Source organism: Bradyrhizobium sp. USDA 3311 (assembly GCF_054062495.1).
On the sequence record NZ_JBSSFI010000001.1, the window covers coordinates 7,532,645 to 7,554,679 of the forward strand.

Here is a 22,035-nt window from a genome sequence, read left to right on the forward strand (position 1 = left end):
TCGTTATTCCGGCCAGCGGGACAGAAGGTCGACGGAGGCCTCGAACAGCGTGCTGACGCGGAGCAATTCCGCATCGGCACGGAAGCGGCCGACGAGCTGAAGCCCGATCGGCAGGCCGTCGCGGCCGAAGCCGGAGGGAAGGCTGACGGCGGGATGCCCGGTCATGTTGAACGGCATGGTCCAGGGGAACCAGTGCGGCCGGACGCTGTCGAAATGCCGACCATCGATCTCGATGGTGCCGAACAAATCCTGCTTGATCGGCAGCGCGGAGCGCGTGAGCGTCGGCATCGCCAGGAAGTGGCCGCGCGCAAGCAGGGATTGCACGCGGCGGAACAGCGCGGTGCGCGCGAACATCGCCTCCTGGTAGTCAACGCCGCTGACCTCGGTGGCAAGCGCGAGCTGCTTGAGGAAGGCCTCGCTCAGCTCGTCCTTGTGCTCGGCCGCGAGTTTTGCAAAGCGCGTGCGCCAGACGGTGTGGTTGATGGCGCGCCAGATCGGCTCGATGTCGAAACCCTCGCCGGAGAATTCCTCGAGCTCGGCGCCGAGCCCGGCCAGCCGGTCGAGGCTCGCCCTGAAGCTGGCCGCGACCTCGGCGGACACCGGACGGCCCGGCGGCGTCAGGCAGTACAGGATCCTCTGCCCGCGCAGATCGCCGCGCGGGGCGGCGGTGCCGACGAAATCGGATACGGGAACGCCGATCGACCAGGGATCGCAGGGGTCCTCGCCCGCCATCGCCTGCATCATCAGCGCGGTGTCGGCGACGGTGCGCGTCGTCGGCGTGACGTAGGTCTGGTTGCCGAACACATCCAGCGCCTGGCTGTGCGGGATGATTCCGTTGCTCTGCTTCAGGCCGACCACGCCGTTGCAGGCGGCGGGAATCCGCGTCGAGCCGCCGCCGTCGGTCGCGACCGCGAGCGGCGCGATGCCGCTGGCCACAGCAACCGCCGCGCCGCCGCTGGAGCCGCCGGAGGAGCGGCAGGCATCCCACGCATTGCGGGTGCGGCCGAACAGCGGCGAATCCGTCAGGCACTTGCTGCCGAATTCCGGCGTCGTGGTCTTGCCGATCAGGATCGCACCCTCGCTGCGCAGCCGCGCGACCGCCACCGCGTCCTCAACAGGCACATTGTCCTTGTAGGGAACGGCGCCGAAGGTGGTCTTCACCCCCCTGGTGTTGACGATGTCCTTGACGGTGTAGGGGATGCCGTGCAGCAGGCCGAGCGGCTCGCCGGCCATGACCCTGCGCTCGGCGGCGCGCGCGGCCGCCATCGCCTCGTCGCCGCAGATCGTGATGAAGCAGTTCAACTGGGGCTGGAGCGCCTCGGCGCGCGCGAGCACGGCCCGGGTGATCTCGACGGGCGAGATCCGCTTGTCGGCGATGAGGCCGCGCAGTTCGGTTGCGGACAGCAGGCAGGGATCGCCGTTCATCGTCACATCACGCTCCGAAGCCGGCCACCGTTGGCCAAGGCATTAGACAAGCCATTGACAGCCAGAATGACAGTTTTGTTAACTCGCCGTCCAATACGATTTTGGTCGCCAACCCATACGTTTTCGGTATGCCAATGGATCTTCGTCGGCTCCGCTATTTCGTCGCCGTCGCCGAGGCACGCAGCGTCGGCAAGGCCGCCGAGCGGCTGCGCATGGCGCAGCCGCCGCTCTCGGTCCAGATCCGCAAGCTGGAGGCCGAGGTCGGCGCGCCGCTGTTCCGCCGCGGCACCCGCGGCATGGACCTGACCGAGGCGGGCCAGGCGCTGCTGGTGCGTGCCAGCGAGGCGCTGGCGCTGGCGTCCGACGGCATCGAGGCCGCCCGCGCGGTCGCATCCGGCAAGCGCGGGCGGCTGTCGGTCGGCTACATGTTCGTGCTGGCCAATGCGATCCTGCCGCGGCTGATCCCCGAGCTGCGCCGCTCGGTTCCCGGTGTCGACCTCGACTTCGCCGAGCTCAGCGCATCGACACGCGAGGCGCGGGTGCTCGATCGCAGCGTCACGGTCGCGCTGTGCATGCCGGCCATCAACCATCCCGAGATCCAGGTGGCGCGGATCGGTGCACAGCGCTTCATGCTGGCGATGCCGACCAGCTCGCCGCTCGCCCGCCTGGGCTCCGTGCCGATGGCCCGGTTGCACGGACGTCCGCTGATCGCGCTGCCGCATCCGGACCATGGTCCCGCATCGTCCGCCGTGGTCCCCCTGCTGCGCCGGCACCAGGTGGTGATGCCGATCGCGAGCCGCGTGGAGACGGTGCATTCGGCGATGAGCCTGGTGCTGGCGGGCGAAGGCCTCGCGATCCTGCCGGCCTGCGCGCAGCTCGGCGCCCCGCGCGGCATCGTGTTCAGGCCGCTCCGCGATGCCACCGACTCCCTCGACATCGCGGTGTGCTGGCGGCGGGATTCGCAGAGCCCGCTGATCGGAACCTTCATCAAATGCGCCGAGAAGGCCGTCGCGCGGATGTGACGCGGCGCTACGGGCTCCAGGTGATCTCGTGGCTCCAGGGCGGATCGGCGCCCGGGCGGGTGCAGGTCAGGCCGGCGCAATTGGCGGCAAAGGACAGCGCGCGGCGGAGCTCGTCGGCATTGATGACTTTCAGCTGCTGCCGCGCCAGACGTCCCTGCTTGTGCAGGGCGAACAGCAGCGCCGCCTGAAAACTATCGCCGGCGCCGATGGTGTCGGCGACCGCGACCTTGGGCGCGGTGACCTCGATCTGCCCTGCGCCGGCGTGCCAGGCGATGGCGCCGTTGTTGCCACGGGTGACGACGACGAGGCTCGTGCCCTGCCCGAGCAGCGTGCTCGCGCGCTGTTGATAGGGCTCGTCGCCGAAGAGATAGGCGAAGTCGACGTCCGACATCTTGATGAGATCGGCGCTTTGCGCGAACTCGGCCATGCGCGCGAGATAGGCCGGCTTGTCCCTGACGAGGTTGGGGCGGCAGTTCGGATCGAACGAGATCGTGGACGACATCCGCGCGTCCGCGATCAGCGCTTTCGTTTCGGCCGCGCCCTGGTCGTTGACCAGCGTGGTCGAGCCGACATGGAGAACTTCGACCGTATCGAAGGGAACGGACCCGTGCCGATAGGTCCAGTTCCGGGTCGCCGTCTCGGCGTCGTAGAAGGCGTAATGCGACTCGCCCGCGACGATGCGCACGAAAGCGAGCGTGGTCTGGTGATCGCTGCGGGTGGCAAGGCCGAGCTCGACATGCGAGGCAGCGGCGTGGTCCGCGATCATGCGGCCGAACAGGTCGGTCGAGATGCCGCCGACAAAACCGGTCGGTGCGCCCAGGCGCGCCATGCCGATCGCGACGTTGAGGCAGGAGCCGCCGACCGCGGGCATCACCGCCTCGCGTCCGTCGGCATTTCGCGTCGGCACGAAATCGATCAGCGCATCGCCGCAGGATATCAGCATTCGTTTCAACCCCGAATTCAGTCCTTTGCGATGTCGCGCATCGCGGCACGGCTGCCGCGATCGACCTCGCGCAGCAACTTGTACACCTCGCGCTTGCGGGCGTGAAACGCGGCCATATCAGGCGCGGTCGGCTCGCTCTTGCGTCCCAGCGCCGACATCTTTGCCATGGTCTCGCCGATCGAGGCACAGGCGCCGCCGGCCACCGCCCCGAGCATCGCGGCGCCGAGCAGCACCGGCTCCCTGGTCTGCGGCAGCGCGACGGTGAGGCCTGTGGTGTCGGCCATGATCTGGCGCACCAGCGGACTGCGGCTGGCGCCGCCGCCCATGATCATGATGCTGGAGCGGACGCCGTGCGCGGCAAAGGCCTCGATCACCTCGGCAAGCCCGTAAGCGAGCCCGCAAAGGCCGGCGACGAACAGCCGCTCCATAGAAGCGACATCGGTGTCGAGATCGAGGCCCGCGATCACCGCGCGCGTATCGGGGTCAGCGTAAGGCGAGCGGTTGCCGATGAATTCGGGCAGGACGTGGACATCGCGGGCGAGCAGCGCGGCGCGGCTGGCATCGCCGGCACGCGCGATGATGCGGCGCTCGAGGAAGTCGATGAGGTCGAGGCCCTTGTTGCGCGCAGCCGCGCTCGCCTCGGCAAAGCCCGGATGCGATTTGAGGAGGTGGTCGATCGCCGCGCCCGCCGCCGACTGCCCGCCCTCGTTGAGCCAGAAGTCCGGGACCATGCCGGAATAGTAGGGCCCCCACACGCCCGGCACGAAACAGGGCTCCTTCGTCGTCGCCATGATGCAGGCCGACGTTCCCATGATGTAGGCGAGGCGATCGCTGACATCGGTCGTTGCGCCCGAGCCGTCGCGGCCGCCGATCGCGCCGATGCCGCCGGCATGGGCATCGATCAGGGATGCGCCGACCGGCGTACCCGGCGACAGGCCGAGCTCGGTCGCCGCCGTGCGGGTGAGGCCTGCGCCGAGCCGCGTGCCCGGCGCGACGATCTCGGTGCCGATGCGGGCGTATTTCTCGCTGACGAAGTCGGACAGCCCGATGCGCTTGAAGAATTGCGCGCTCCAGCCGCCACCGTCATGGGCGAGATAGTTCCACTTGCAGGTGACGGTGCAGGTCGAGCGTTGCAGCGAGCCGGTCGCGCGCCAAGTCAGGTAATCTGCCAGATCGAAGAAGTGGCCTGCGGCATCGAAGCTCGCGCGCAGATGGCGCTTCAGCCACAACAGTTTTGGCATCTCCATCTCGGGCGAGATCGAGCCGCCGACATAGCGCAGCACCGCATCCTCGGTCTCGTTGATCAGCCGCGCCTCGGCGGTGGCGCGATGGTCCATCCAGACGATGACATTGCGCTGCGCCTCGCCTGAGGCGCTGACGGTGAGCGGCTCGCCTTGCCTATCAAGCACCACCAGCGAACAGGTTGCGTCGAAACCGATGCCACCGACGCTCTCCGGCGCGATGGCAGCTTCCGCCATCGCCGCCCGCACGGATTTTGCGCAGGCCTCCCAGATGTCCCGGGATGACTGCTCGACGATATCGCCGGCCTCGTGCCAGATCCTGATCGGGTGCCGCGCCGTCGCCAGCAGCGTGCCGGCCTCGTCGAACACCCCTGCCCGCGTGCTGGTGGTCCCCACGTCGACGCCGATATACGCTCGCGGCATTGTCGCTCCCGGTCGCTCTCGTCAGTTCTGACGGCAAGCCTACCAGCAAGTGTAGCCGCCATCCACCAGCACGATGCTGCCGGTCATCAGGCTCGCGGCTTCCGAGGAGAGGAACAGCACGACGGAGGCGATCTCCTCGACCTGCCCCATCCGCGCCATCGGGGTTCCGCCGATCCAGGCGTCGTACATTTTCGGATTGCTCTTCACGAAGGCGTTGAGCGGCGTCTCGATATAGGTCGGCGCCACCGCGTTGACGCGGATGCCGCGCGCGCCCCATTCCGCCGCGAGCGACTTGGTCAGATGGTGCACACCGGCCTTCGACGCATTGTAGAAGCACTGCTCCTGCGGCTTGTTGACGATGAAGCCGGACATCGAGCCGACATTGACGATGGCACCGCTTTGCGCCTTCAGCATGTGCTTGCCGAACTCGCGGCAGCACCAGAAGGTGCCGTTGAGGTTGACGTCGATGACGTTGAGCCAATGCTCGTCGGTCACGGTCTCCGCCGGCGTCTCGCTGCGGGCGATGCCGGCATTGTTGACGAGGATGTCGACCCTGCCGTGGCGGGCGACGAGGTCATTGGCGACCTCGGCGACGCGCCTGGTATCGGTCACGTCCATGATCGCGGTCTCGGCGTCGAACCCCTTGGCTTTCAGGCTGGCCTTGGCGCTGTCCGCGACCTTGCCGTCGCGGTCGCCGATGACGACCCTGGCGCCGGCTTCGGCGAGCGCCTCGGCGCAGGCCAGCCCAATGCCCTGCCCGCCGCCGGTGATGAACGCGGTCTTGCCGTCCAGCTTGAATTTTTCCAGGTACATGTTGGTCTTTCCGTTCTTTGCCGTTTCTTGTCAGCCGCGAAGCGCGTTGCCGCTCGCATCGAAGCGGTGGATCCGCGCGGGGTCCGGCACCAGCGACACGTGATCGCCGGCATGCAGGCTCAATTCGCCGATGTAGCGCGCGGTCAGCATGCCGAGCGGACCGGCATCGACGTAGAGAAAGGTGTCGCTGCCGAGATGCTCGGCGACCGCGATCGTCCCCTGCCAGCCGCCGGCGCCATCGCGCTCGATCCTGAGGTGCTCCGGACGCACGCCGATCGTGGCCGCGCCCTGCTGCCTGGCGTGTTCACCGGTGACGAAGTTCATCTTGGGCGAGCCGATGAAGCCGGCGACGAAGAGATTGGCGGGCCTCTCGTAAAGCTCCAGCGGCGAGCCGTATTGCTCGATCTTGCCGCCGTTGAGCACGACGATCTTGTCGGCCATGGTCATGGCCTCGACCTGGTCATGGGTGACGTAGATCGCGGTGGTGCCGAGCTGCTTCTGGAGCCGCGTCACCTCGATGCGCATCTGTACGCGGAGCGCGGCATCCAGATTCGACAGCGGCTCGTCGAACAGGAACGCCTTGGGCTCGCGCACGATGGCGCGGCCGATCGCGACGCGCTGGCGCTGGCCGCCGGAAAGCTCGCGCGGCTTGCGGTCGAGGTAGGGCGTGAGGTTCAGCGTCGCGGCGGCGGCCTCGACCTTGCGGTTGATCTCGTCCTTGGGGAGCCCCGCCATCTTCAGGCCGAAGCCGATATTGCCGCGCACGCTCATGTGCGGATAGAGCGCGTAGGACTGGAACACCATGGATAACCCGCGCTTGGCGGGCGGCGTGTCGACGACGTTCTTGCCGTCGATCAGGATCTTGCCGCCGGAGACGTCCTCGAGGCCGGCGATCAGCCGCAACAGCGTGGTCTTGCCGCAGCCGGAGGGACCGACGAACACCACGAAGGAGCCGTCGGCAATGTCGAGATCTGCGCCCTTGATGATGTGCACGGGGCCGAAGGATTTCTGCACGTCCTGAAGTGTGATCTGACCCATGATCCGGCAGCCCCTCTACTTCACCGCGCCGAAGGTCAGCCCGCGCACGAGCTGCTTCTGGCTGAACCAACCGAGGACGAGAATGGGCGCGATCGCCAGCGTCGAGGCCGCCGACAGCTTTGCCCAGAACAGCCCTTCCGGGCTCGAATAGGAGGCGATGAACGTGGTGAGCGGCGCGGCGTTCGAGGTCGACAGGTTCAGCGTCCAGAACGCCTCGTTCCAGGCCAGAATCAGATTGAGCAGCAGGGTCGATGCCAGACCCGGGATCGCCATCGGCGTCAGCACGTAGACCAGCTCGCGGCCGATGGTGGCGCCATCCATGCGCGCGGCTTCGAGGATGTCGCGCGGGATCTCCTTGAAATAGGTGAACAGCATCCAGATCACGATCGGCAGATTGCCGAGGCACAGGATGAAGACGAGGCCGATGCGGGAATCGAGCAGGCCGAAGGTCTTGTAGATCAGGTAGATCGGCACCAGCACGCCGACCGGCGGCATCATCTTGGTCGAGAGCATCCAGAGCAGGATGTCCTTGGTGCGCTTGGTCGGCGCGAACGCCATCGACCAGGCCGCCGGGATGGCGATCAAGAGCGCAATCAGCGTCGAGCCGCCGGCGATGATGACCGAGTTCATGGCGTGGTGCAGATAGTCGCTCCGCTCCTGCACGGTCGCGTAATTTTCCGTGGTCCAGTGGAAGAACAGGAAGGACGGCGGAATGGCGAAGGCCTCGAGCTCGGTCTTGAAGCTTGCCAGCACCATCCAGAGGATCGGGAAGAAGATCAAGAAGCCGAAGAACCACGCCCCGATCGTCGAGATCACCACCCGCTGCGTCGTTGCCATCCGCGCCATGCTTCAAGCCTCCAAATTGCGGCCGACGATGCGGACGAGGAAGAAGGCGACGACGTTGGCGATCACCACCGCGACGAGGCCGCCGGCGGAGGCGCTGCCGACGTCGAACTGGATCAGTGCCTGCGAGTAGATCAGGAAGGCGATGTTGGTGGTCTGCAGGCCCGGCCCGCCGCCGGTGGTGACGAAGATCTCGGCGAACACCGTGAGCAGGAAAATGGTCTCGATCAGGATCACCACGGTGATGGGACGCGCCAGGTGCGGCAGCGTGATTTAGATGAAGGCCGAGACGGCGCTCGCGCCATCCATCTCGGCGGCCTCCTTCTGCTCCTCGTCGAGCGATTGCAGCGCGGTCAGCAGGATGAGCGTCGCGAACGGCAGCCATTGCCAGGCGACGATCAGGATCACCGCGAACAGCGGCACGTCGTTGAACCAGTCGATCGGCGTCAATCCGAACAGCTTGGCGAGCCAGGCGAACAGCCCGGACACCGGGTGCATCAACAGGTTCTTCCAGACCAGCGCGCTCACCGTCGGCATCACGAAGAACGGCGCGATCACCATCAGACGCACGATGTTGCGGCCGATCACGGGCTGGTCCATCAGCAACGCCAGCGGAATGCCGAGCAGAATGGTCATGGCCAACACCGAGCCGACCAGCACCAGCGTGTTCTGGAGCGACGCGAGGAAGGCGGGATCGGTGAGGAAGTAGCGGAAGTTTTCCAGCCCGACGAATTCTTCCGAGCCGGGATCGAGCAGGCTGTAGTGCAGGGTCGAGAAATAGATCGTCAGCGCGAGCGGGACGATCATCCAGATGAAGAGCAGCCCGACGGCCGGGGTCAGGAGCGCGCGCGCCAGAAACTGCGTCTGCCGGGTTGCCATCCCTGACTTCTCCGCTTGCCGAAAGAAGGCGGCCATCCATCCGGGGCTGGACTGGAGGATGGCCGCCAGTTTGAGCTCAGGAGGGAGAGCTCGGGTTCACTTGATGTAACCGGCGCGCTTCATCTCGCGCTCGGTCACGGATTGAGCGGCGGTGAGCGCGGCATCGACCGTCATCGAGCCCGAAAGCGCCGCCGAGAACTGCTGGCCCACCTGGGTGCCGATGCCCTGGAATTCGGGGATCGCGGCATATTGCACGCCCACGTAAGGCACCGGCTTCACCGTCGGCTTGTTCGGATCGGCGGCGTCGATCGAGGCCAGCGTCAACTTGGCGAAGGGCGCGACCTTCAGATATTCAGGGTTCTGGTAGAGCGAGGTGCGGGTGCCCGGCGGCACGTTGGCCCAGCCCTCCTTCGAGGCCACGAGTTTCGTGTAGTCCTTGCTCGTTGCCCAGGCGATGAACTTTTCGGCCGCTTCCGCCTTCTTGGAGCCGGCGGGGATCGCGAGATTCCAGGCCCACAGCCAGTTGGCGTTCTTGCCGAGCCCGGTGTTGGGCGCGAGCGCAAAGCCGACCTTGTCGGCGACCTTGGAGTCCTTGGGATTGGTGACGAAGGACGCCGCCACCGTCGCGTCGATCCACATCGCGCATTTGCCGGCGTTGAACAGTGCCAGGTTCTCGTTGAAGCCGTTGGAGCTCGCGCCGGGAGGGCCGGCGTCCTTCATCAGGTTCACATAGGTCGTGAGCGTCGTCTTCCATTCCGGCGTATTGAACTGCGGCACCCACTTCTCGTCGAACCAGCGCGCACCGTAGGAATTGGCCATCGCGGAGAGGAACGCCATGTTCTCGCCCCAGCCAGCTTTGCCGCGCAGGCAGATGCCGTAGACGCCCGCGTTCTTGTCGGTCAGCTTCTTGGCGGCGTCGATGACGAAATCCCAGGTCGGCTTCTCCGGCATCTTCAGGCCGGCCTTGTCGAACAGGTCGGTGCGGTACATCACCATCGAGCTCTCGCCGTAGAACGGCGCGGCATAAAGCTTGCCGTCGGCAGAGACCGCGTCCTTGATCCTGGGCAGCAGGTCGGCGACGTCGTAATCGGCGCCGAGATTGGCGAGCGGCACCAGCCAGCCCTTCTTGGCCCAGATCGGCACCTCATAGGTGCCGATGGTGAGCACGTCGAACTGGCCGCCCTTGGTGGCGATGTCGGTGGTGACGCGCTGGCGCAGCACGTTCTCCTCCAGCGTCACCCATTTCACAGTGATATCGGGGTTCTTCTTGGTGAATTCACCGGTCAGCCCCTGCATGCGGATCATGTCGCCGTTGTTCACGGTGGCGATCGTCAGGGTGGTTTCGGCCATCGCGGGGATGGCCAGCAGGACGGACGCGCCACAGACGGCGCCGAGGACGTGTTTCACGGTGACCTCCCTCAAACTCGCGTTTTGAGCATATGCCCACGCGTTGGGCGTATGTTCGGATGAGGGATACCGCTTGTCAAGCAGGCGCGCGGGTGTTTCGGCAACTTATGAGTGCTGCGATGCGGGAGGGCGGGCTGTTGCGCACCCTCCCCTGTCATGCCCCGCGCAGGCGGGGCATCCAGTACGCCGTGCTGTCTGTTGGTTTGCCCCAAGTGAGGCCGCGGCGTACTGGATCATCCGCCTGCGCGGATGATGACAGTGTTGTGCGGGGAAAGACCGTCCGCCTCGCAAGGATGCTGACGTGCTGGCTCGCCTCAGCGCTCCAGGATCGCCCTTGCCGTCGCCTCGTCGGTGATCAGGCCGTTGATCAGCCCTCCGCTCAAGGCCGCCGCGATCGCCGGGACCTTGGCGGCGCCGACCGCGGCGCCAATGGTCGTGGTCTTCGCCGGAACTTCCGGCGGAATGCTGGTGAGGCGCTTGTTGGTGCCGGCCTTGAGCAGGCGGCCCTTGGCGTCATAGGCCCAGCCGGTGATCTCGCCGATCGCCCCCTGCCGCATCATCTCGAACAGTTCGTCGCGGGTGACGAAGCCATCGATATGGACCTGCGCCTTCTGGTCCATCTGACCGATGCCGACGAGGCGCAGATCCGCCTTGGCCGCGACCGCCTTCACCTTGGCGATCGGCTCGATGCGCACCATCCTGTTGCGCTCGTCCTCCGACGACATCAGGAACGGCAGCGGCATCGGGTAGTGCCGCGCCCCGGTGCGGTCGGCGAGCCGCCCGACGGTGTCGTAGAAGCTCGCCGAGCCGTCGGCGGAGATGTTGCCGACCAGCGAAACGATCTGGTGATTGGGCCGGTCGATCGGCGTGACGCGCTCGACCGCGGCGCGCACCGCCCGCCCGGTGCCGAGCGCGACGATGACGGGCGTTTCGGAGCGCAGCGTGGAATCGAGCAGGTTGGCGCAGCGCTCGGCAATGCCGGCGGTCGCCTGCGGCGCGGCGGGATCTTCTGGCACCACCTCGCAATGGACGAGATCGAACCGCTCCTTCAGACGCGCCGCCAATTCCATGCAGGCGGCGATGGGATGTTCGAGCCGGAAGGTGATCAGCCGCTCGGCAAGGCAGAGCGAGACCAGCCGCTGCGCCGAGGCGCGCGAGACCTGGAGCATTTTTGCGATCTCGTCCTGGGTGTGGCCGGCAATGAAATAGAGCCAGCCGGCCCGCGCGGCGTCGTCGAGTCTCGACTTGTCGTTCTCGGCGGCCATGCGGGCTCACATCTCCCAGAAATCGCTCATGCGCGCGAAGACCCGATCGGCCCCGGCGGCGGACAATATAGCCCGGCCGTCGCGGGCGCGATAATGGCTGCCGCCGACAAATCCCCATACGGTCATGCCGGCCGCCCTGCCGGCCTGCACACCGCTGACGCTGTCCTCGATCACCAGCGTGCGCGCGGGCTCCGCGCCCATCTGCGCCGCCGCGTGAAGAAAGAGATCCGGCGCCGGCTTGCCGTGCCTGACCATCTGCGCTGTGTAGAGCCGCGCGCCGAAATGCGCTCGAAGGCCGGTGACATCGAGCGAGAGCGAGACACGGTCGATGTCGCTGGACGAGGCCACGCAGAACGGCGCGGCGAGCCCGGAGATCACCGCCCCTACCCCGGGGATCGGCTCGAGCGAAGCAGAGAACGTCTCCAGCACACGCGACTTCAATCGCGGCAGGAAGCCATCCGGCACGACCTGCCCGAGATCACGGTAGTGCTGCTCGATCGCCCTGGTGCTGCGCCCGAGAAACAGCTCGAGCGCCTGCTCCTCGCTGAGCGGGAGGCCGAATTCGGCCAGCACCTCGGACAAGCACCGGCAGCTCAAGAGCTCGCTATCGACGAGCACGCCGTCACAATCGAAGATGATGAGATCGGGTTTTGGCCGGCCTTGGTCCATTCGGACATTCGATCATATACTCACCGCATGAGCAATAGCTCAGGCAAGAACGCGGTGCCGCGGCGTTCCCGCCTCAATGCGCCACCTGCCGGTAGATCGCCGGCAGCGCCGCAGGCAATCGCTTGATGTTGCCGACGATCGCATAGCCGCCGCGCCCGAACAGCGTTGGAAAATAGGATTGCGCGGTCGCGTCGACCGTCACGCCGAAGACGGCGATGCCGAGCCGGCGCGCTTCCTGCACGGACTTCCTGGTGTCCTCGACCGCAAAGCGCCCCTCGTAGTGATCGACGTCGTTCGGCTTGCCGTCGGTGAGGACGAGCAGCAGCTTCTTGCGCTGCGGCTGGCGCGCCAGCTCGGCCGAGGCGTGGCGCACTGCGGCGCCGATCCGCGTATAATAACCGGGCTTGAGAGCGCCGATGCGGCGCTCGACCAGTCCGCTCATCGGTTCGCCGAACGCCTTGATCGTTTCGAGCCGCACCCAGGACCGCCGGCGCGAGGTGAAGGTCAGGATGCTGTGGTGGTCGCCGCAGGCCGACAGCCCGTGTGCGAGCACGAGCAACGCCTCCTTCTCAACGTCGAGCACGCGATAGCCGTCGACCCAGGCATCCGTCGAGAGTGAGACGTCCGCGAGCAGCGTGACGGCGAGATCGTGCCCTTGCGGCCGCATCGCCATGTGGACGCGATCAAGACCCGCGCCATTGCCGCCGGCGCGAAGATCGCACCGCGCGCGCACGAGCGCATCAAGATCGAGATCGTGTCCGTCGGCCTGCGCACGCATCAATTCGTGGCGCGGCCGCAGGATCTCGAAGCGGCGGCGCACCTGGCGGATGTGGCGGCGCATGGTCTCGTCCGGCGTCCAGCTCTCACCTCGCTCGGAGGCCGCGCCGGCGAGCACGCGGCAATGATCGGACAGATAGGAGCTGCTGCGATAATCCCATTCGGGATAGGTCAAATCCGCGTTCAGGCGCGAGGCGTCGAGGGCTTCCGGCGGCAGGTCGAGATCGAATTTGAAGCGGCTCGCCGGCTTGCCGCTGCGGCGGCTGAGCGTGATCTCCTCGAGATCGTCGGCCGCCTTCTGTGCGTCTTCGTCATCGCTGTCGTCCGCCGGGCGATCGACATTGACCATCTCGGCCATCGCCAAAATCTTCTCGAAGCGGTTGAGCACGAAGGGATCGCGGCGATTGGCGCCGTCCTCGCGCTCGCGGACGGCGAAACGCTTGCGATTGTCCTGGGCTGCGGGCTCCGCGCCATTAGCGCACTCGTCCTCGCCGGCATGCGCGGGCGACAGCTCGCGCGTCCAGCAATCGCCCCAGAGCGGGCACGGCAGGATCGAATGATAGCCCGGCGGCGCCTTGTCCGGCAGCGGCTCCGTTCCCATCATCGCCGGCCATAATTTGCCCGCGGGCGCAGGTCCCGCTCCGAGCAGGGCGAGAACGATCTGCTCGATCTCCTGCTCGATGCGTGGCAACGGACGCCGCGGCCGGGCCGCGGCGGTTGCCGCGGCAAGCTGCGCGTATTCGGCGACGAGCCCGGGAAACTGCGTGAGCACAAAGACCGCCGTTTCGGCGGCGCGGCGCAGCACCAGCAGATCGCGCCTGAGCGGATCGGCCTCCACAATCGTCTCGATCGGCGCGACCGCGAACCATGCCGCGAGCCAGCGATAGAGGCATGCGTTGAGCTCGCGGTCGGGAAAGATCGCGATGCGATCGGGCAGGAAGATGGTTGCGGCGTCGCGGCCCGGCTGCTCGAGACGCTCGTCGCCGAGGCCGATGCGTTGCCGCCAGCCGAGCCGGTGCCCGGACTTGCGGGCGCCGGCGCTTGCGATCTGCACGCCGGCCTCGCCGCCCAGCGCGCGGAACATCACCGCGATCCGGCCTCTCACCTCCGAAAGCGTCACCGCGTAATCAGCGTGAACCGGATAGCTCGCGGTGCCACCAACCATCCGGTGCCAGGCACGGCCGACCGTTTCCTCCAGTTCGAGGAAGTCGAGCATGGGCCCGTCCTCACCCGATCACGGCGCGCGCGACGTCGAGCAGCGCGGCCTTGACGTCGGAATCGTCGGTCAAGGGCTCGATCATGCCGGCCAGCACGGCGTCGGCGATCGGCGTGCCCGCGGCGATCAGGGTCGCGCAATAGACGACGAGGCGCGTCGAGACGCCCTCCTCCAGATCGTGCCCCCTAAGTGCGCGCAGCCGCCCGGCCAGCGCAACCAGCGGCCGCACGCGATCCGGCGGCAGCCCGCTCTCGGCGGACACCACCGCGATCTCCTGCTCGGGGGCTAAGAAGCCGAACTCGATGGCGACGAAGCGCTGCCGCGTCGAGGGCTTCAGCGCCTTGAGCAGCGTCTGGTAACCGGGATTGTAGGACACGACGAGCATGAAGCTCTTCGGTGCCGCCAGCTCCTCGCCGGTGCGCTCCAGCGGCAGGATGCGGCGATCGTCGGTGAGCGGATGCAGCACCACGGTGACGTCCTTGCGCGCTTCCACCACCTCGTCGAGATAGCAGATGCCGCCCTCGCGCACCGCGCGCGTCAGCGGACCGTCGGTCCATACGGTGTCGCCGCCCTTCAGCAGATAGCGGCCGGTGAGATCGGCGGCGGTGAGATCGTCGTGGCAGGCGACGGTGTGAAGCGGCAGTCCGAGCCGCGCCGCCATATGCGCGACGAAGCGCGTCTTGCCGCAACCGGTCGGCCCCTTGAGCAGGACCGGAAGCTGATGACGCCAGGCGTGCTCGAACAGCGCGCATTCATTGCCGGTTGCGACATAGGCCGGCAACGCGGGCGCCGAGGTCACCGTGTGAAGGGCAGGTTTCATGATGTCTCTCCGGACTTTCCAGGAAGCAGGCGGCCGCGGCGAACCGCGGCCGCCATTTGCGTTTACTCAGCCGGCTGCAGCGCGGCGGGCACGGTCGCCTGCTTCTCGCGGCCCGGCACCAGCACCGCCCAGACGAACATCAGCGCGGAGATCGCGACGAACACGCCGGAACCGAGCCGGACCCAGTAGAACATCGCGAGCTGGTCCTGCACGTCCATGTAGCTCTGGCCGAGCACGCGCTGGAGGTGGACCTGGACCACGCCGGCGAAGGTCAGCGCAAAGGTCATGGTCATCATGGCCGTGCACATGATCCAGAAGCTCGTCATGCTGAGCCACTGGTTGTAGGGCGCGCGTCCCTTCAGCTGCGGGATCGCATAGGCCATCACCGACAGGTTCAGCATCACATAGGCGCCGAAGAAGGCGAGATGGCCGTGCGCGGCGGTGACCTGGGTGCCGTGGGTGTAGTAGTTCACCGAGGACAGCGTGTGCAGGAAGCCCCAGACGCCGGCGCCGAGGAACGCCATCACCGAGCAGCCGACCGACCACAGCAGCGCGGCGCGGTTCGGATGCTTGCGGCCGGCCTTCCAGGTCATCTGCACGGTGAAGATCACCATGGTGAAGAACGGCGCGACCTCGAGCGTCGAGAACAGCGAGCCGATCCACTGCCAGTAGCCGGGCGCGCCGATCCAGTAGAAGTGATGGCCGGTGCCGAGGATGCCCGAGAACAGGGCAAGGCCGATGATGACGTAGAGCCACTTCTCGACCACCTCGCGGTCGATGCCGTTGAGCTTGATCATCAGGTAGGCGAGCACGGAGGCCATGATCAGCTCCCAGACGCCTTCGACCCAGAGATGGACGACGTACCACCAGTACATCTTGTCGACGGCGAGGTTCGCCGGATTGTAGAACGCGAACAGGAAGAAGATCGCAACGCCCCACAGGCCGAACAGCAGGATGTTGGTCACCGTGGTCTTGCGGCCCTTGAGCGCCGTCATGGTCACGTTGAACAGGAACATCAGGCAGACCACGACGATGCCGACCTTGATGATGAAGGGCTGCTCGAGGAATTCGCGGCCCTCGTGGTAGTGGAAGAGATAGCCGACCACGGCGACGCCGGCCGCGCCGAAGAACATCCAGAACTGGATCTTGGCGAGCAGCGGGCTGTACAGCTCGGTCTCGGTCTCTTCCGGGAGCAGGAAGTAGGTCGCCCCCATGAAGCCGATCAGCGACCATACGATCAGCGCGTTGGTATGGATCATCCTGACGATGTTGAACGGCAGGAGGGTCGACAGCGTGTTGGGCAGGACGTAGATGGTTCCGGCGAGCAGGCCGAACAGGACCTGGGCCAGGAACAGCGTCAGCGCGCCGTAGAAATACAGCATCGCGACTTTCTGGGTCTGATATTTCATCTCGGTTCTCTCTGTCTTGAAAGAGGATTAGCGGCGCTCAACCGGCCTTGTTCGGCGGCCAGTCCTGGCGCTTGATCGCGCTCACCCATTGCAGGAAGTCGGCAAGATCGTTGAGCTCCTGGTCGGTCAGGTTGAACTGCGGCATCTGCCGCCGGCCCTCGGCGCCCGACGGCTGCGACTGCATCCAGGCTTTCAGCGTTTCGCGCGCGCTTGCCGGATCTTCCTTGCCGCCCCAGCGATCCCAGACGTTGCCGACCTCGGGCGCGAAATAGGCGCCCTCACCGAGCAAGGTGTGGCAGTTGATGCAGGAGTTCTTCTCCCAGACATGCTTGCCGCGGGCGACCGACGACGTCAGCGTCGACGCGTCCGTCGAGGTCGTGGCCATGTAGTAGTGGCTGTGCGCCGTCAGCCCTATGAAGATGGCGAAGAAAAAAGCCGAGCCGCCGTAGAAGACGTTTCGAGCGGCCGACTTGGTCAGGCGTTCAGCCATTGCCAATCCTTTCCGGTTGATTCCTGTCGAGGTCCGATGCTGTGATTTATTGCCGCTTCGCGCGGCCGGTTCTTTGTCAGGGCGCAATGAGCGCGTCAGATCAGGGCGACGACGGCCGACACGGACCAGGCAAAGAGCACGACGATGACGACCCAGGCGCTCACGAGGCCGCGCCAGAGCGCCGGCGCGGCGCGGAGATCGAGGAAATCGAGCACGATCCGGCGCCCCTTGAGCGCGGCGAAGGCCAGCAGCAGGGCGTTGCCGAGCAGCGGACGCGTCACAAGGGATGGCACCAGGACGGTCGCGAGCGCGAGGCCGATCAGCACGATCCATGTGAGGTCGAGACGATCCGGCATCATCAGCGCACCAGATACAGGATCGGGAACATGACGATCCAGAGCAGGTCGACCATGTGCCAGAAGGCGGTCCCCGTCTCGACGCCGATCACCTCCGCCCCCCGGGAAACCACGGCCAGGATCACGATGCCGAGGCCGACATGCAGGAGATGGAAGCCGGTGAGAAGGAAGTACAGCGTGAAGAACGGGCTGGTCTCCAGCCCGTTTCCCTGCGCGATCTCGCCGGCATATTCGAGCAGCTTGATCGCGATGAAGACGCCGCCGAGGGCCATGGCACCGAACAGCCAGCCGCGCGCGGCCTGCTTGCGGCGAGCCCGTGCGGCGGCCGTGCCGCGGGCGGCGGCCCAGCCGCTGGTCACCAGGACAACGGTATTGAGCCCGGCGAGATGCGCATCGAGCGTGGCCTGTCCGGCCGCGAACATCACGGGATGAACGGCGCGGGCCACGATGAAGGCGCCGAGGAACAGGCCGAACGCGGCCAGCTCGCTGAAGATCAGCACCCAGATCATGGGATCGCCGGGGAGATCCTCGAGGATGCCCCAGCCGGTTCCCTGTTGTTCGCAATCGGTTGCCGACATCTGCCTTCCGGATCAGGACACCGGACAGACTTAGCTGACCCGCCCCGATCCGAGTTTGTCGGCGGACAAACTGGTGGATTGCGCCGGCTTGTTTGCGCCGACGCAACGTCCGCCCGCCCGGATCACGGTAGGAACCGCCTCAGGATTTCAGGGAGCGGCGAGCAACGACATGAGCGATGCACAAATCGGGCTGATGACCGCGACCCCCATCATCATCGCGTTCGCCATCGCGCTCAGGCGCATGGGGGTACTGTCAACCGTGGCGACCGTCTCGGCGGTCAGCCTCTCCGTCGCCATCGCGGCGGTGCTGTTCACCACGCAGTAGCGGCTGCCGTAGGGTGGACGCGTGCCCACCACTTCTCGCGCGATCGTGGAAAGGTGGTAGGCACGGCGCTTACGCGCCTTTGCCGACCCTACAACAGTCCACTCACCGCCGCTGATTATACACGTCGATGCACACCGCTCCCAGCAGCACCAGGCCCTTGATGACCTGCTGATAGTCGATGCCGATGCCGAGGATGGACATGCCGTTGTTCATCACGCCCATGATCATGGCGCCGACCACGGCGCCGCCGACGCGGCCCACGCCGCCATAGGCCGAGGCGCCGCCGATGAAGCAGGCGGCGATGACGTCGAGCTCGAAGCCCAAGCCCGCCTTCGGCGTTGCGGTGTTGAGGCGCGCGGCGAAGACGAGGCCGGCGAGCGCGGCCAGCACGCCCATGTTGACGAAGGTGAGGAAGGTCAGCCGCTCGGTCTTGATGCCCGACAGGCTTGCCGCCTTGGCATTGCCACCGACCGCGTAGATCTGCCGCCCGATCACGGTGCGACGGGTGACGAAGCCGTAGAGCGCGATCAGCGCGCCCATGATCACCAGCACGTTGGGCAGGCCGCGATGCGAGGCGATCAGATAGGTGAAGTAGAGCACGGCGCAGGCCAGCAAAATGCTCTTGCCGAGGAAGAAGGCATAAGGCTCGACCTCGATGCCGTGCGACTGCTCGCGCGACCGGCCCTTGGCGCTGACATAAACGAGGCCGAGCGCGAGCACGGCGCCGATCAGCATGGAGGTCGGATGCAGCGTGCCGGCCTCGGGCAGGATCTCCGGAATGAAGCCCGAGGACAGTTTCTGGAAGGTCGCCGGGAACGGCCCGAGCGACTGGCCCTGCAACACCGCAAGCGCAAGACCCTTGAACACGAGCATGCCGGCCAGCGTCACGATGAAGGACGGGATCTTGAAATAGGCCACCCAATAGCCCTGCGCCGCGCCGATCGCGGCGCCCAGCAGCAGGCAGGCGATGAAGGCCAGCGTGTAGTCGACCTTGTACGTCACCATCAGCACGGCGGCCACCGCGCCGACGAAGCCCGCGACCGAACCGACCGAGAGGTCGATATGGCCGGTAACGATCACCAGCAGCATGCCGAGCGCCATGATGACGATGTAGCTGTTCTGGAGCACCAGGTTGGTCAAATTGAGCGGCTGCAGCAGCGTGCCGCCGGTCATGACCTGAAAGAACAGCATGATCGCGATCAGCGACATCAGCATGCCGTAATTGCGCAAATTGTTCTTGATGAAGCTGCCGTGCCGGCGCTCCTCGGGCAGCGAAACCGTCTTGTCGGTCATGGCTGCAATCCTCCCATCTCCGCGGCCTCAGGCACGCCGTTTCCGTTGCTTCTCTGGTTGCGCATGATGGCGCGCATGATCTTCTCCTGCGTCGCTTCCGTGCCGGAGAACTCGCCGACGAAAGCGCCGTCGTTCATCACGCAGATGCGGTCGCAGATGCCGAGCAGCTCGGGCATCTCCGAGGAGATGACCACGACGCCGCGGCCGGCCTCCGCAAGCTCGTTGATGATACAGTAAATCTCGTATTTGGCACCGACGTCGATGCCCCTTGTCGGTTCGTCCAGGATCAGCACCTTGGGGTCGGTCATCAGCCATTTCGACAGCACCACCTTCTGCTGGTTGCCGCCGGAGAGCTGGCCGGTCTCCTGGTAGACGTCGGAGCAGCGGATGCGCATGCGGTTCCTGTAGTCGCTGGCAACCTTCAGCTCGGCGATGTCGTCGATCACCCTCCCCGGCGCGACCTGGTCGAGGCTGGCGAGCGTGATGTTCTTGCGGACGTCGTCGGCGAGGATCAGCCCGAGCTGCTTGCGGTCCTCGGTGACATAGGCAAGGCCGGCGTCGATCGCGGCGGCGACGCTCGGCAGCACGATCTCCCTGCCCTCGAGCCGGATATGGCCGCTGATATTGGTGCCCCAGGAGCGGCCGAACAGGCTCATGGCGAATTCGGTGCGGCCGGCGCCCATCAGCCCGGCGATGCCGACGACCTCGCCGCGCTTGACGCCGAAACTGACGTTCTTGATGACCTGCCGCTCGGGATGAATGGGGTGATAGACCGACCAGTTCTCGATGGCGAGCACGGGCTCGCCGATCTTCACGCTGCGCTCGGGAAAGCGATGGGCGAGATCGCGGTTGACCATGCTGCGGATGATGCGGTCTTCCTGGATCGGCTCGGCACGGCAGTCGATGCTGTCGACGGTGCGGCCGTCACGCAGCACGGTGATGTGGTCGGCGACCTTGGCCACCTCGTTGAGCTTGTGCGAGATCAGGATCGAGCCGATGCCCTGCTCGCGGAACGCCATCAGGCGTTCGAGCAACGCGGCGCTATCGGCTTCGTTGAGGCTCGCGGTCGGCTCGTCCAGGATCAGCATGCGCACCCGCTTGGACAGCGCCTTGGCGATCTCGACCAGCTGCTGCTTGCCGACGCCGAGGTCGGTGATCAGCGTATCCGGCGATTCCCTCAGGCCGACCTGCGCCAGCAGCTCGCGCGTGCGCCGGTACACCTCGTCGCGGTCGATCACGCCGAATTTCGACGGCGGATGCGACAGGAAGATGTTTTCGGCGATCGACATCAACGGGATCAGCGCCAGCTCCTGGTGGATGATGATGATGCCGAGCGCCTCGGAATCGTTGATGTCGCGGAAGCGGCGCTCCTCGCCCTCGAAGATGATGGTGCCCTCGTAGCTGCCGTGCGGATAGACGCCGCTGAGCACCTTCATCAGCGTGGACTTGCCTGCGCCGTTCTCGCCGACGAGGGCGTGGATCTGCCCGGCGTGAACCGAGAAGTTGACGTCGCGCAGCGCCTGGACGCCGGCAAAGCTCTTGCTGACGTTGCGCATCTCCAGCATGGCGGTCATGGCTTTGGTGTCCTAAATCGCGGTCGTTCCGGGGCGCCCGAAGGGCGAACCCGGAACCTCGAGATTCCGGGTTCGATGCTACGCATCGCCCCGGAATGACGGAACAAGAACGTCTACTGGAACTGCGACTTCTTGTAGTAGCCGCTGTCCACCAGAACCTTCTCCCAATTGTCCTTGTAGACCACGACCGGCTTGAGCAGATAGGACGGAACCTTCTTGACGCCGTTCTCATAGGTGTTGGTGTCGTTGACTGTGACCTGCTTGCCGGCGAGCGCGGCGTCGACCATGTCGGCGGTCACCTTGGCGAGATCGCGGGTGTCCTTGAAGATGGTCGAATACTGATCGCCGCGCAGCATCGCCTTGATCGAGGGCACCTCGGCGTCCTGGCCCGAGATGACGGGCATCGGCTGGTCGGCGCTGCCATAGCCCACGCCCTTCAGCGAGGAGATGATGCCGATCGAGAGGCCGTCATAGGGCGACAGCACGGCGTTGACCTTCTTGTTGCCGTAGTAGGCGCTGAGCAGGTTGTCCATGCGGGCCTGCGCGGTGGCGCCGTCCCAGCGCAGGGTCGCGACCTTGTCCATGCCCATCTGGCCGGACACGACGACGAGCTTGCCGCTGTCGATGTAGGGCTTCAGCACGCTCATCGCGCCGTTGTAGAAGAAGTAGGCGTTGTTGTCGTCGGGCGAGCCGCCGAACAGCTCGATGTTGAACGGACCCTTGCCGTCCTTCAGGCCGAGACCCTGCACGAGCGACTCCGCCTGGAGCACGCCGACCTGGAAATTGTCGAAGGTCGCGTAATAGTCGACGTTCGGCGTGCCGCGGATCAGGCGGTCATAGGCAATCACCGTGATGCCTTTTGCTTTCGCCTGCTTGAGCACGTCGGACAGCGTGGTGCCGTCGATCGCGGCGATCACCAGCGCCTTCGCGCCCTTGGTCACCATGTTCTCGACCTGCGAGAGCTGGTTCGGGATGTCGTCCTCGGCATATTGCAGGTCGGTGTTGTAGCCGCGCTCCTTCAGCACCTTGACCATGTTGTTGCCGTCGTCGATCCAGCGCGCCGACGATTTGGTCGGCATGGCGATGCCGACGGTCGCCTTGTCCTGCGCGGAGGCGGTGACGCCCGCGGCCATCGTCGCAGCGCCGGCCAGCGCCAGCGCGAGGAATGTCGTCTTCAGTTTCAGCATGCTTCACTCCCTTGGGTGTCAGACTGTTTTTCGTGTCGTCGA

20 protein-coding genes and 1 pseudogene are annotated in these 22,035 nt (G+C 66.0%); 2 read left to right on the forward strand and 19 right to left on the reverse strand.

Annotation, left to right across the window (positions count from 1 at the left end; all coding sequences use genetic code 11):
* Positions 1 to 3: 3 nt before the first annotated feature.
* Positions 4 to 1,425 (reverse strand): amidase, encoded by a 1,422-nt coding sequence (locus ACVWW6_RS36065; RefSeq protein ID WP_456683220.1) that lies wholly within the window; start codon positions 1,423 to 1,425, stop codon positions 4 to 6.
* 134 nt (positions 1,426 to 1,559) lie between these two features.
* Here ACVWW6_RS36065 and ACVWW6_RS36070 point away from each other — a divergent pair, with 134 nt between their 5' ends.
* Positions 1,560 to 2,447, forward strand: a complete 888-nt coding sequence (locus tag ACVWW6_RS36070) for a LysR family transcriptional regulator (RefSeq protein WP_028172156.1) — start codon at positions 1,560 to 1,562, stop codon at positions 2,445 to 2,447.
* 7 nt (positions 2,448 to 2,454) lie between these two features.
* On the opposite strand, the gene ACVWW6_RS36075 is transcribed toward ACVWW6_RS36070, so the two are convergent.
* The 15 genes and pseudogenes from ACVWW6_RS36075 to ACVWW6_RS36145 form a co-directional block, all read right to left on the reverse strand.
* Positions 2,455 to 3,390, reverse strand: a complete 936-nt coding sequence (locus tag ACVWW6_RS36075) for a carbohydrate kinase family protein (protein WP_456682424.1) — start codon at positions 3,388 to 3,390, stop codon at positions 2,455 to 2,457.
* A gap of 17 nt (positions 3,391 to 3,407) precedes the next feature.
* Positions 3,408 to 5,054: an FGGY-family carbohydrate kinase gene (locus ACVWW6_RS36080; protein ID WP_456682425.1), complete on the reverse strand. Its 1,647-nt coding sequence runs from the start codon at positions 5,052 to 5,054 to the stop codon at positions 3,408 to 3,410.
* A gap of 39 nt (positions 5,055 to 5,093) precedes the next feature.
* Positions 5,094 to 5,867: an SDR family NAD(P)-dependent oxidoreductase gene (locus tag ACVWW6_RS36085; RefSeq protein WP_456682426.1), complete on the reverse strand. Its 774-nt coding sequence runs from the start codon at positions 5,865 to 5,867 to the stop codon at positions 5,094 to 5,096.
* Between the two features lie 30 nt (positions 5,868 to 5,897).
* The gene (locus ACVWW6_RS36090; RefSeq protein WP_304565734.1) at positions 5,898 to 6,905 is read right to left on the reverse strand and encodes an ABC transporter ATP-binding protein; all 1,008 of its coding nucleotides are present in this window, start codon (positions 6,903 to 6,905) and stop codon (positions 5,898 to 5,900) included.
* Between the two features lie 15 nt (positions 6,906 to 6,920).
* On the reverse strand, positions 6,921 to 7,751 hold the full coding sequence (locus ACVWW6_RS36095; protein WP_038966046.1) for a carbohydrate ABC transporter permease: 831 nt from the start codon (positions 7,749 to 7,751) through the stop codon (positions 6,921 to 6,923).
* Between the two features lie 3 nt (positions 7,752 to 7,754).
* A pseudogene (locus ACVWW6_RS36100) lies at positions 7,755 to 8,627 on the reverse strand (carbohydrate ABC transporter permease).
* Between the two features lie 96 nt (positions 8,628 to 8,723).
* Complete coding sequence (locus tag ACVWW6_RS36105; protein WP_161535693.1) at positions 8,724 to 10,034, reverse strand: ABC transporter substrate-binding protein; 1,311 nt, start codon at positions 10,032 to 10,034, stop codon at positions 8,724 to 8,726.
* Positions 10,035 to 10,348: 314 nt separating this feature from the next.
* Positions 10,349 to 11,299, reverse strand: a complete 951-nt coding sequence (locus ACVWW6_RS36110; protein WP_011086003.1) for a sugar-binding transcriptional regulator — start codon at positions 11,297 to 11,299, stop codon at positions 10,349 to 10,351.
* A gap of 6 nt (positions 11,300 to 11,305) precedes the next feature.
* Complete coding sequence (locus tag ACVWW6_RS36115; RefSeq protein WP_456682427.1) at positions 11,306 to 11,968, reverse strand: HAD family hydrolase; 663 nt, start codon at positions 11,966 to 11,968, stop codon at positions 11,306 to 11,308.
* Between the two features lie 73 nt (positions 11,969 to 12,041).
* The gene (locus tag ACVWW6_RS36120; RefSeq protein ID WP_456682428.1) at positions 12,042 to 13,961 is read right to left on the reverse strand and encodes a VWA domain-containing protein; all 1,920 of its coding nucleotides are present in this window, start codon (positions 13,959 to 13,961) and stop codon (positions 12,042 to 12,044) included.
* A 10-nt stretch (positions 13,962 to 13,971) separates the two neighbouring features.
* Positions 13,972 to 14,781, reverse strand: coding sequence for a CbbQ/NirQ/NorQ/GpvN family protein (locus tag ACVWW6_RS36125; RefSeq protein WP_011086000.1), 810 nt, complete (start codon positions 14,779 to 14,781; stop codon positions 13,972 to 13,974).
* A gap of 62 nt (positions 14,782 to 14,843) precedes the next feature.
* Positions 14,844 to 16,190, reverse strand: coding sequence for a cbb3-type cytochrome c oxidase subunit I (locus ACVWW6_RS36130; RefSeq protein ID WP_028172167.1), 1,347 nt, complete (start codon positions 16,188 to 16,190; stop codon positions 14,844 to 14,846).
* A gap of 37 nt (positions 16,191 to 16,227) precedes the next feature.
* Positions 16,228 to 16,680, reverse strand: coding sequence for a c-type cytochrome (locus tag ACVWW6_RS36135; RefSeq protein WP_060911261.1), 453 nt, complete (start codon positions 16,678 to 16,680; stop codon positions 16,228 to 16,230).
* A gap of 95 nt (positions 16,681 to 16,775) precedes the next feature.
* Positions 16,776 to 17,036, reverse strand: coding sequence for a cytochrome C oxidase subunit IV family protein (locus tag ACVWW6_RS36140; RefSeq protein ID WP_049832431.1), 261 nt, complete (start codon positions 17,034 to 17,036; stop codon positions 16,776 to 16,778).
* Positions 17,037 to 17,038: 2 nt separating this feature from the next.
* Positions 17,039 to 17,614 carry a cytochrome c oxidase subunit 3 family protein gene (locus ACVWW6_RS36145; protein WP_060911260.1) on the reverse strand — a complete coding sequence of 192 codons (576 nt, stop codon included), beginning with the start codon at positions 17,612 to 17,614 and terminating at the stop codon, positions 17,039 to 17,041.
* A 169-nt stretch (positions 17,615 to 17,783) separates the two neighbouring features.
* On the opposite strand from ACVWW6_RS36145, the gene ACVWW6_RS36150 reads away from it, so the two are divergent.
* Positions 17,784 to 17,939: a hypothetical protein gene (locus ACVWW6_RS36150; RefSeq protein WP_091892367.1), complete on the forward strand. Its 156-nt coding sequence runs from the start codon at positions 17,784 to 17,786 to the stop codon at positions 17,937 to 17,939.
* Positions 17,940 to 18,041: 102 nt separating this feature from the next.
* Here ACVWW6_RS36150 and mmsB read toward each other — a convergent pair whose 3' ends face one another.
* From mmsB to chvE, 3 genes are all read right to left on the reverse strand, one after another.
* The gene (mmsB, locus tag ACVWW6_RS36155; RefSeq protein WP_011085994.1) at positions 18,042 to 19,232 is read right to left on the reverse strand and encodes a multiple monosaccharide ABC transporter permease; all 1,191 of its coding nucleotides are present in this window, start codon (positions 19,230 to 19,232) and stop codon (positions 18,042 to 18,044) included.
* The gene (gene mmsA / locus ACVWW6_RS36160; RefSeq protein ID WP_060911259.1) at positions 19,229 to 20,806 is read right to left on the reverse strand and encodes a multiple monosaccharide ABC transporter ATP-binding protein; all 1,578 of its coding nucleotides are present in this window, start codon (positions 20,804 to 20,806) and stop codon (positions 19,229 to 19,231) included. The genes mmsB and mmsA overlap by 4 nt, the downstream gene beginning before the upstream one ends.
* A gap of 113 nt (positions 20,807 to 20,919) precedes the next feature.
* Positions 20,920 to 21,993, reverse strand: coding sequence for a multiple monosaccharide ABC transporter substrate-binding protein (chvE, locus tag ACVWW6_RS36165; RefSeq protein ID WP_011085992.1), 1,074 nt, complete (start codon positions 21,991 to 21,993; stop codon positions 20,920 to 20,922).
* Positions 21,994 to 22,035: the final 42 nt, after the last annotated feature.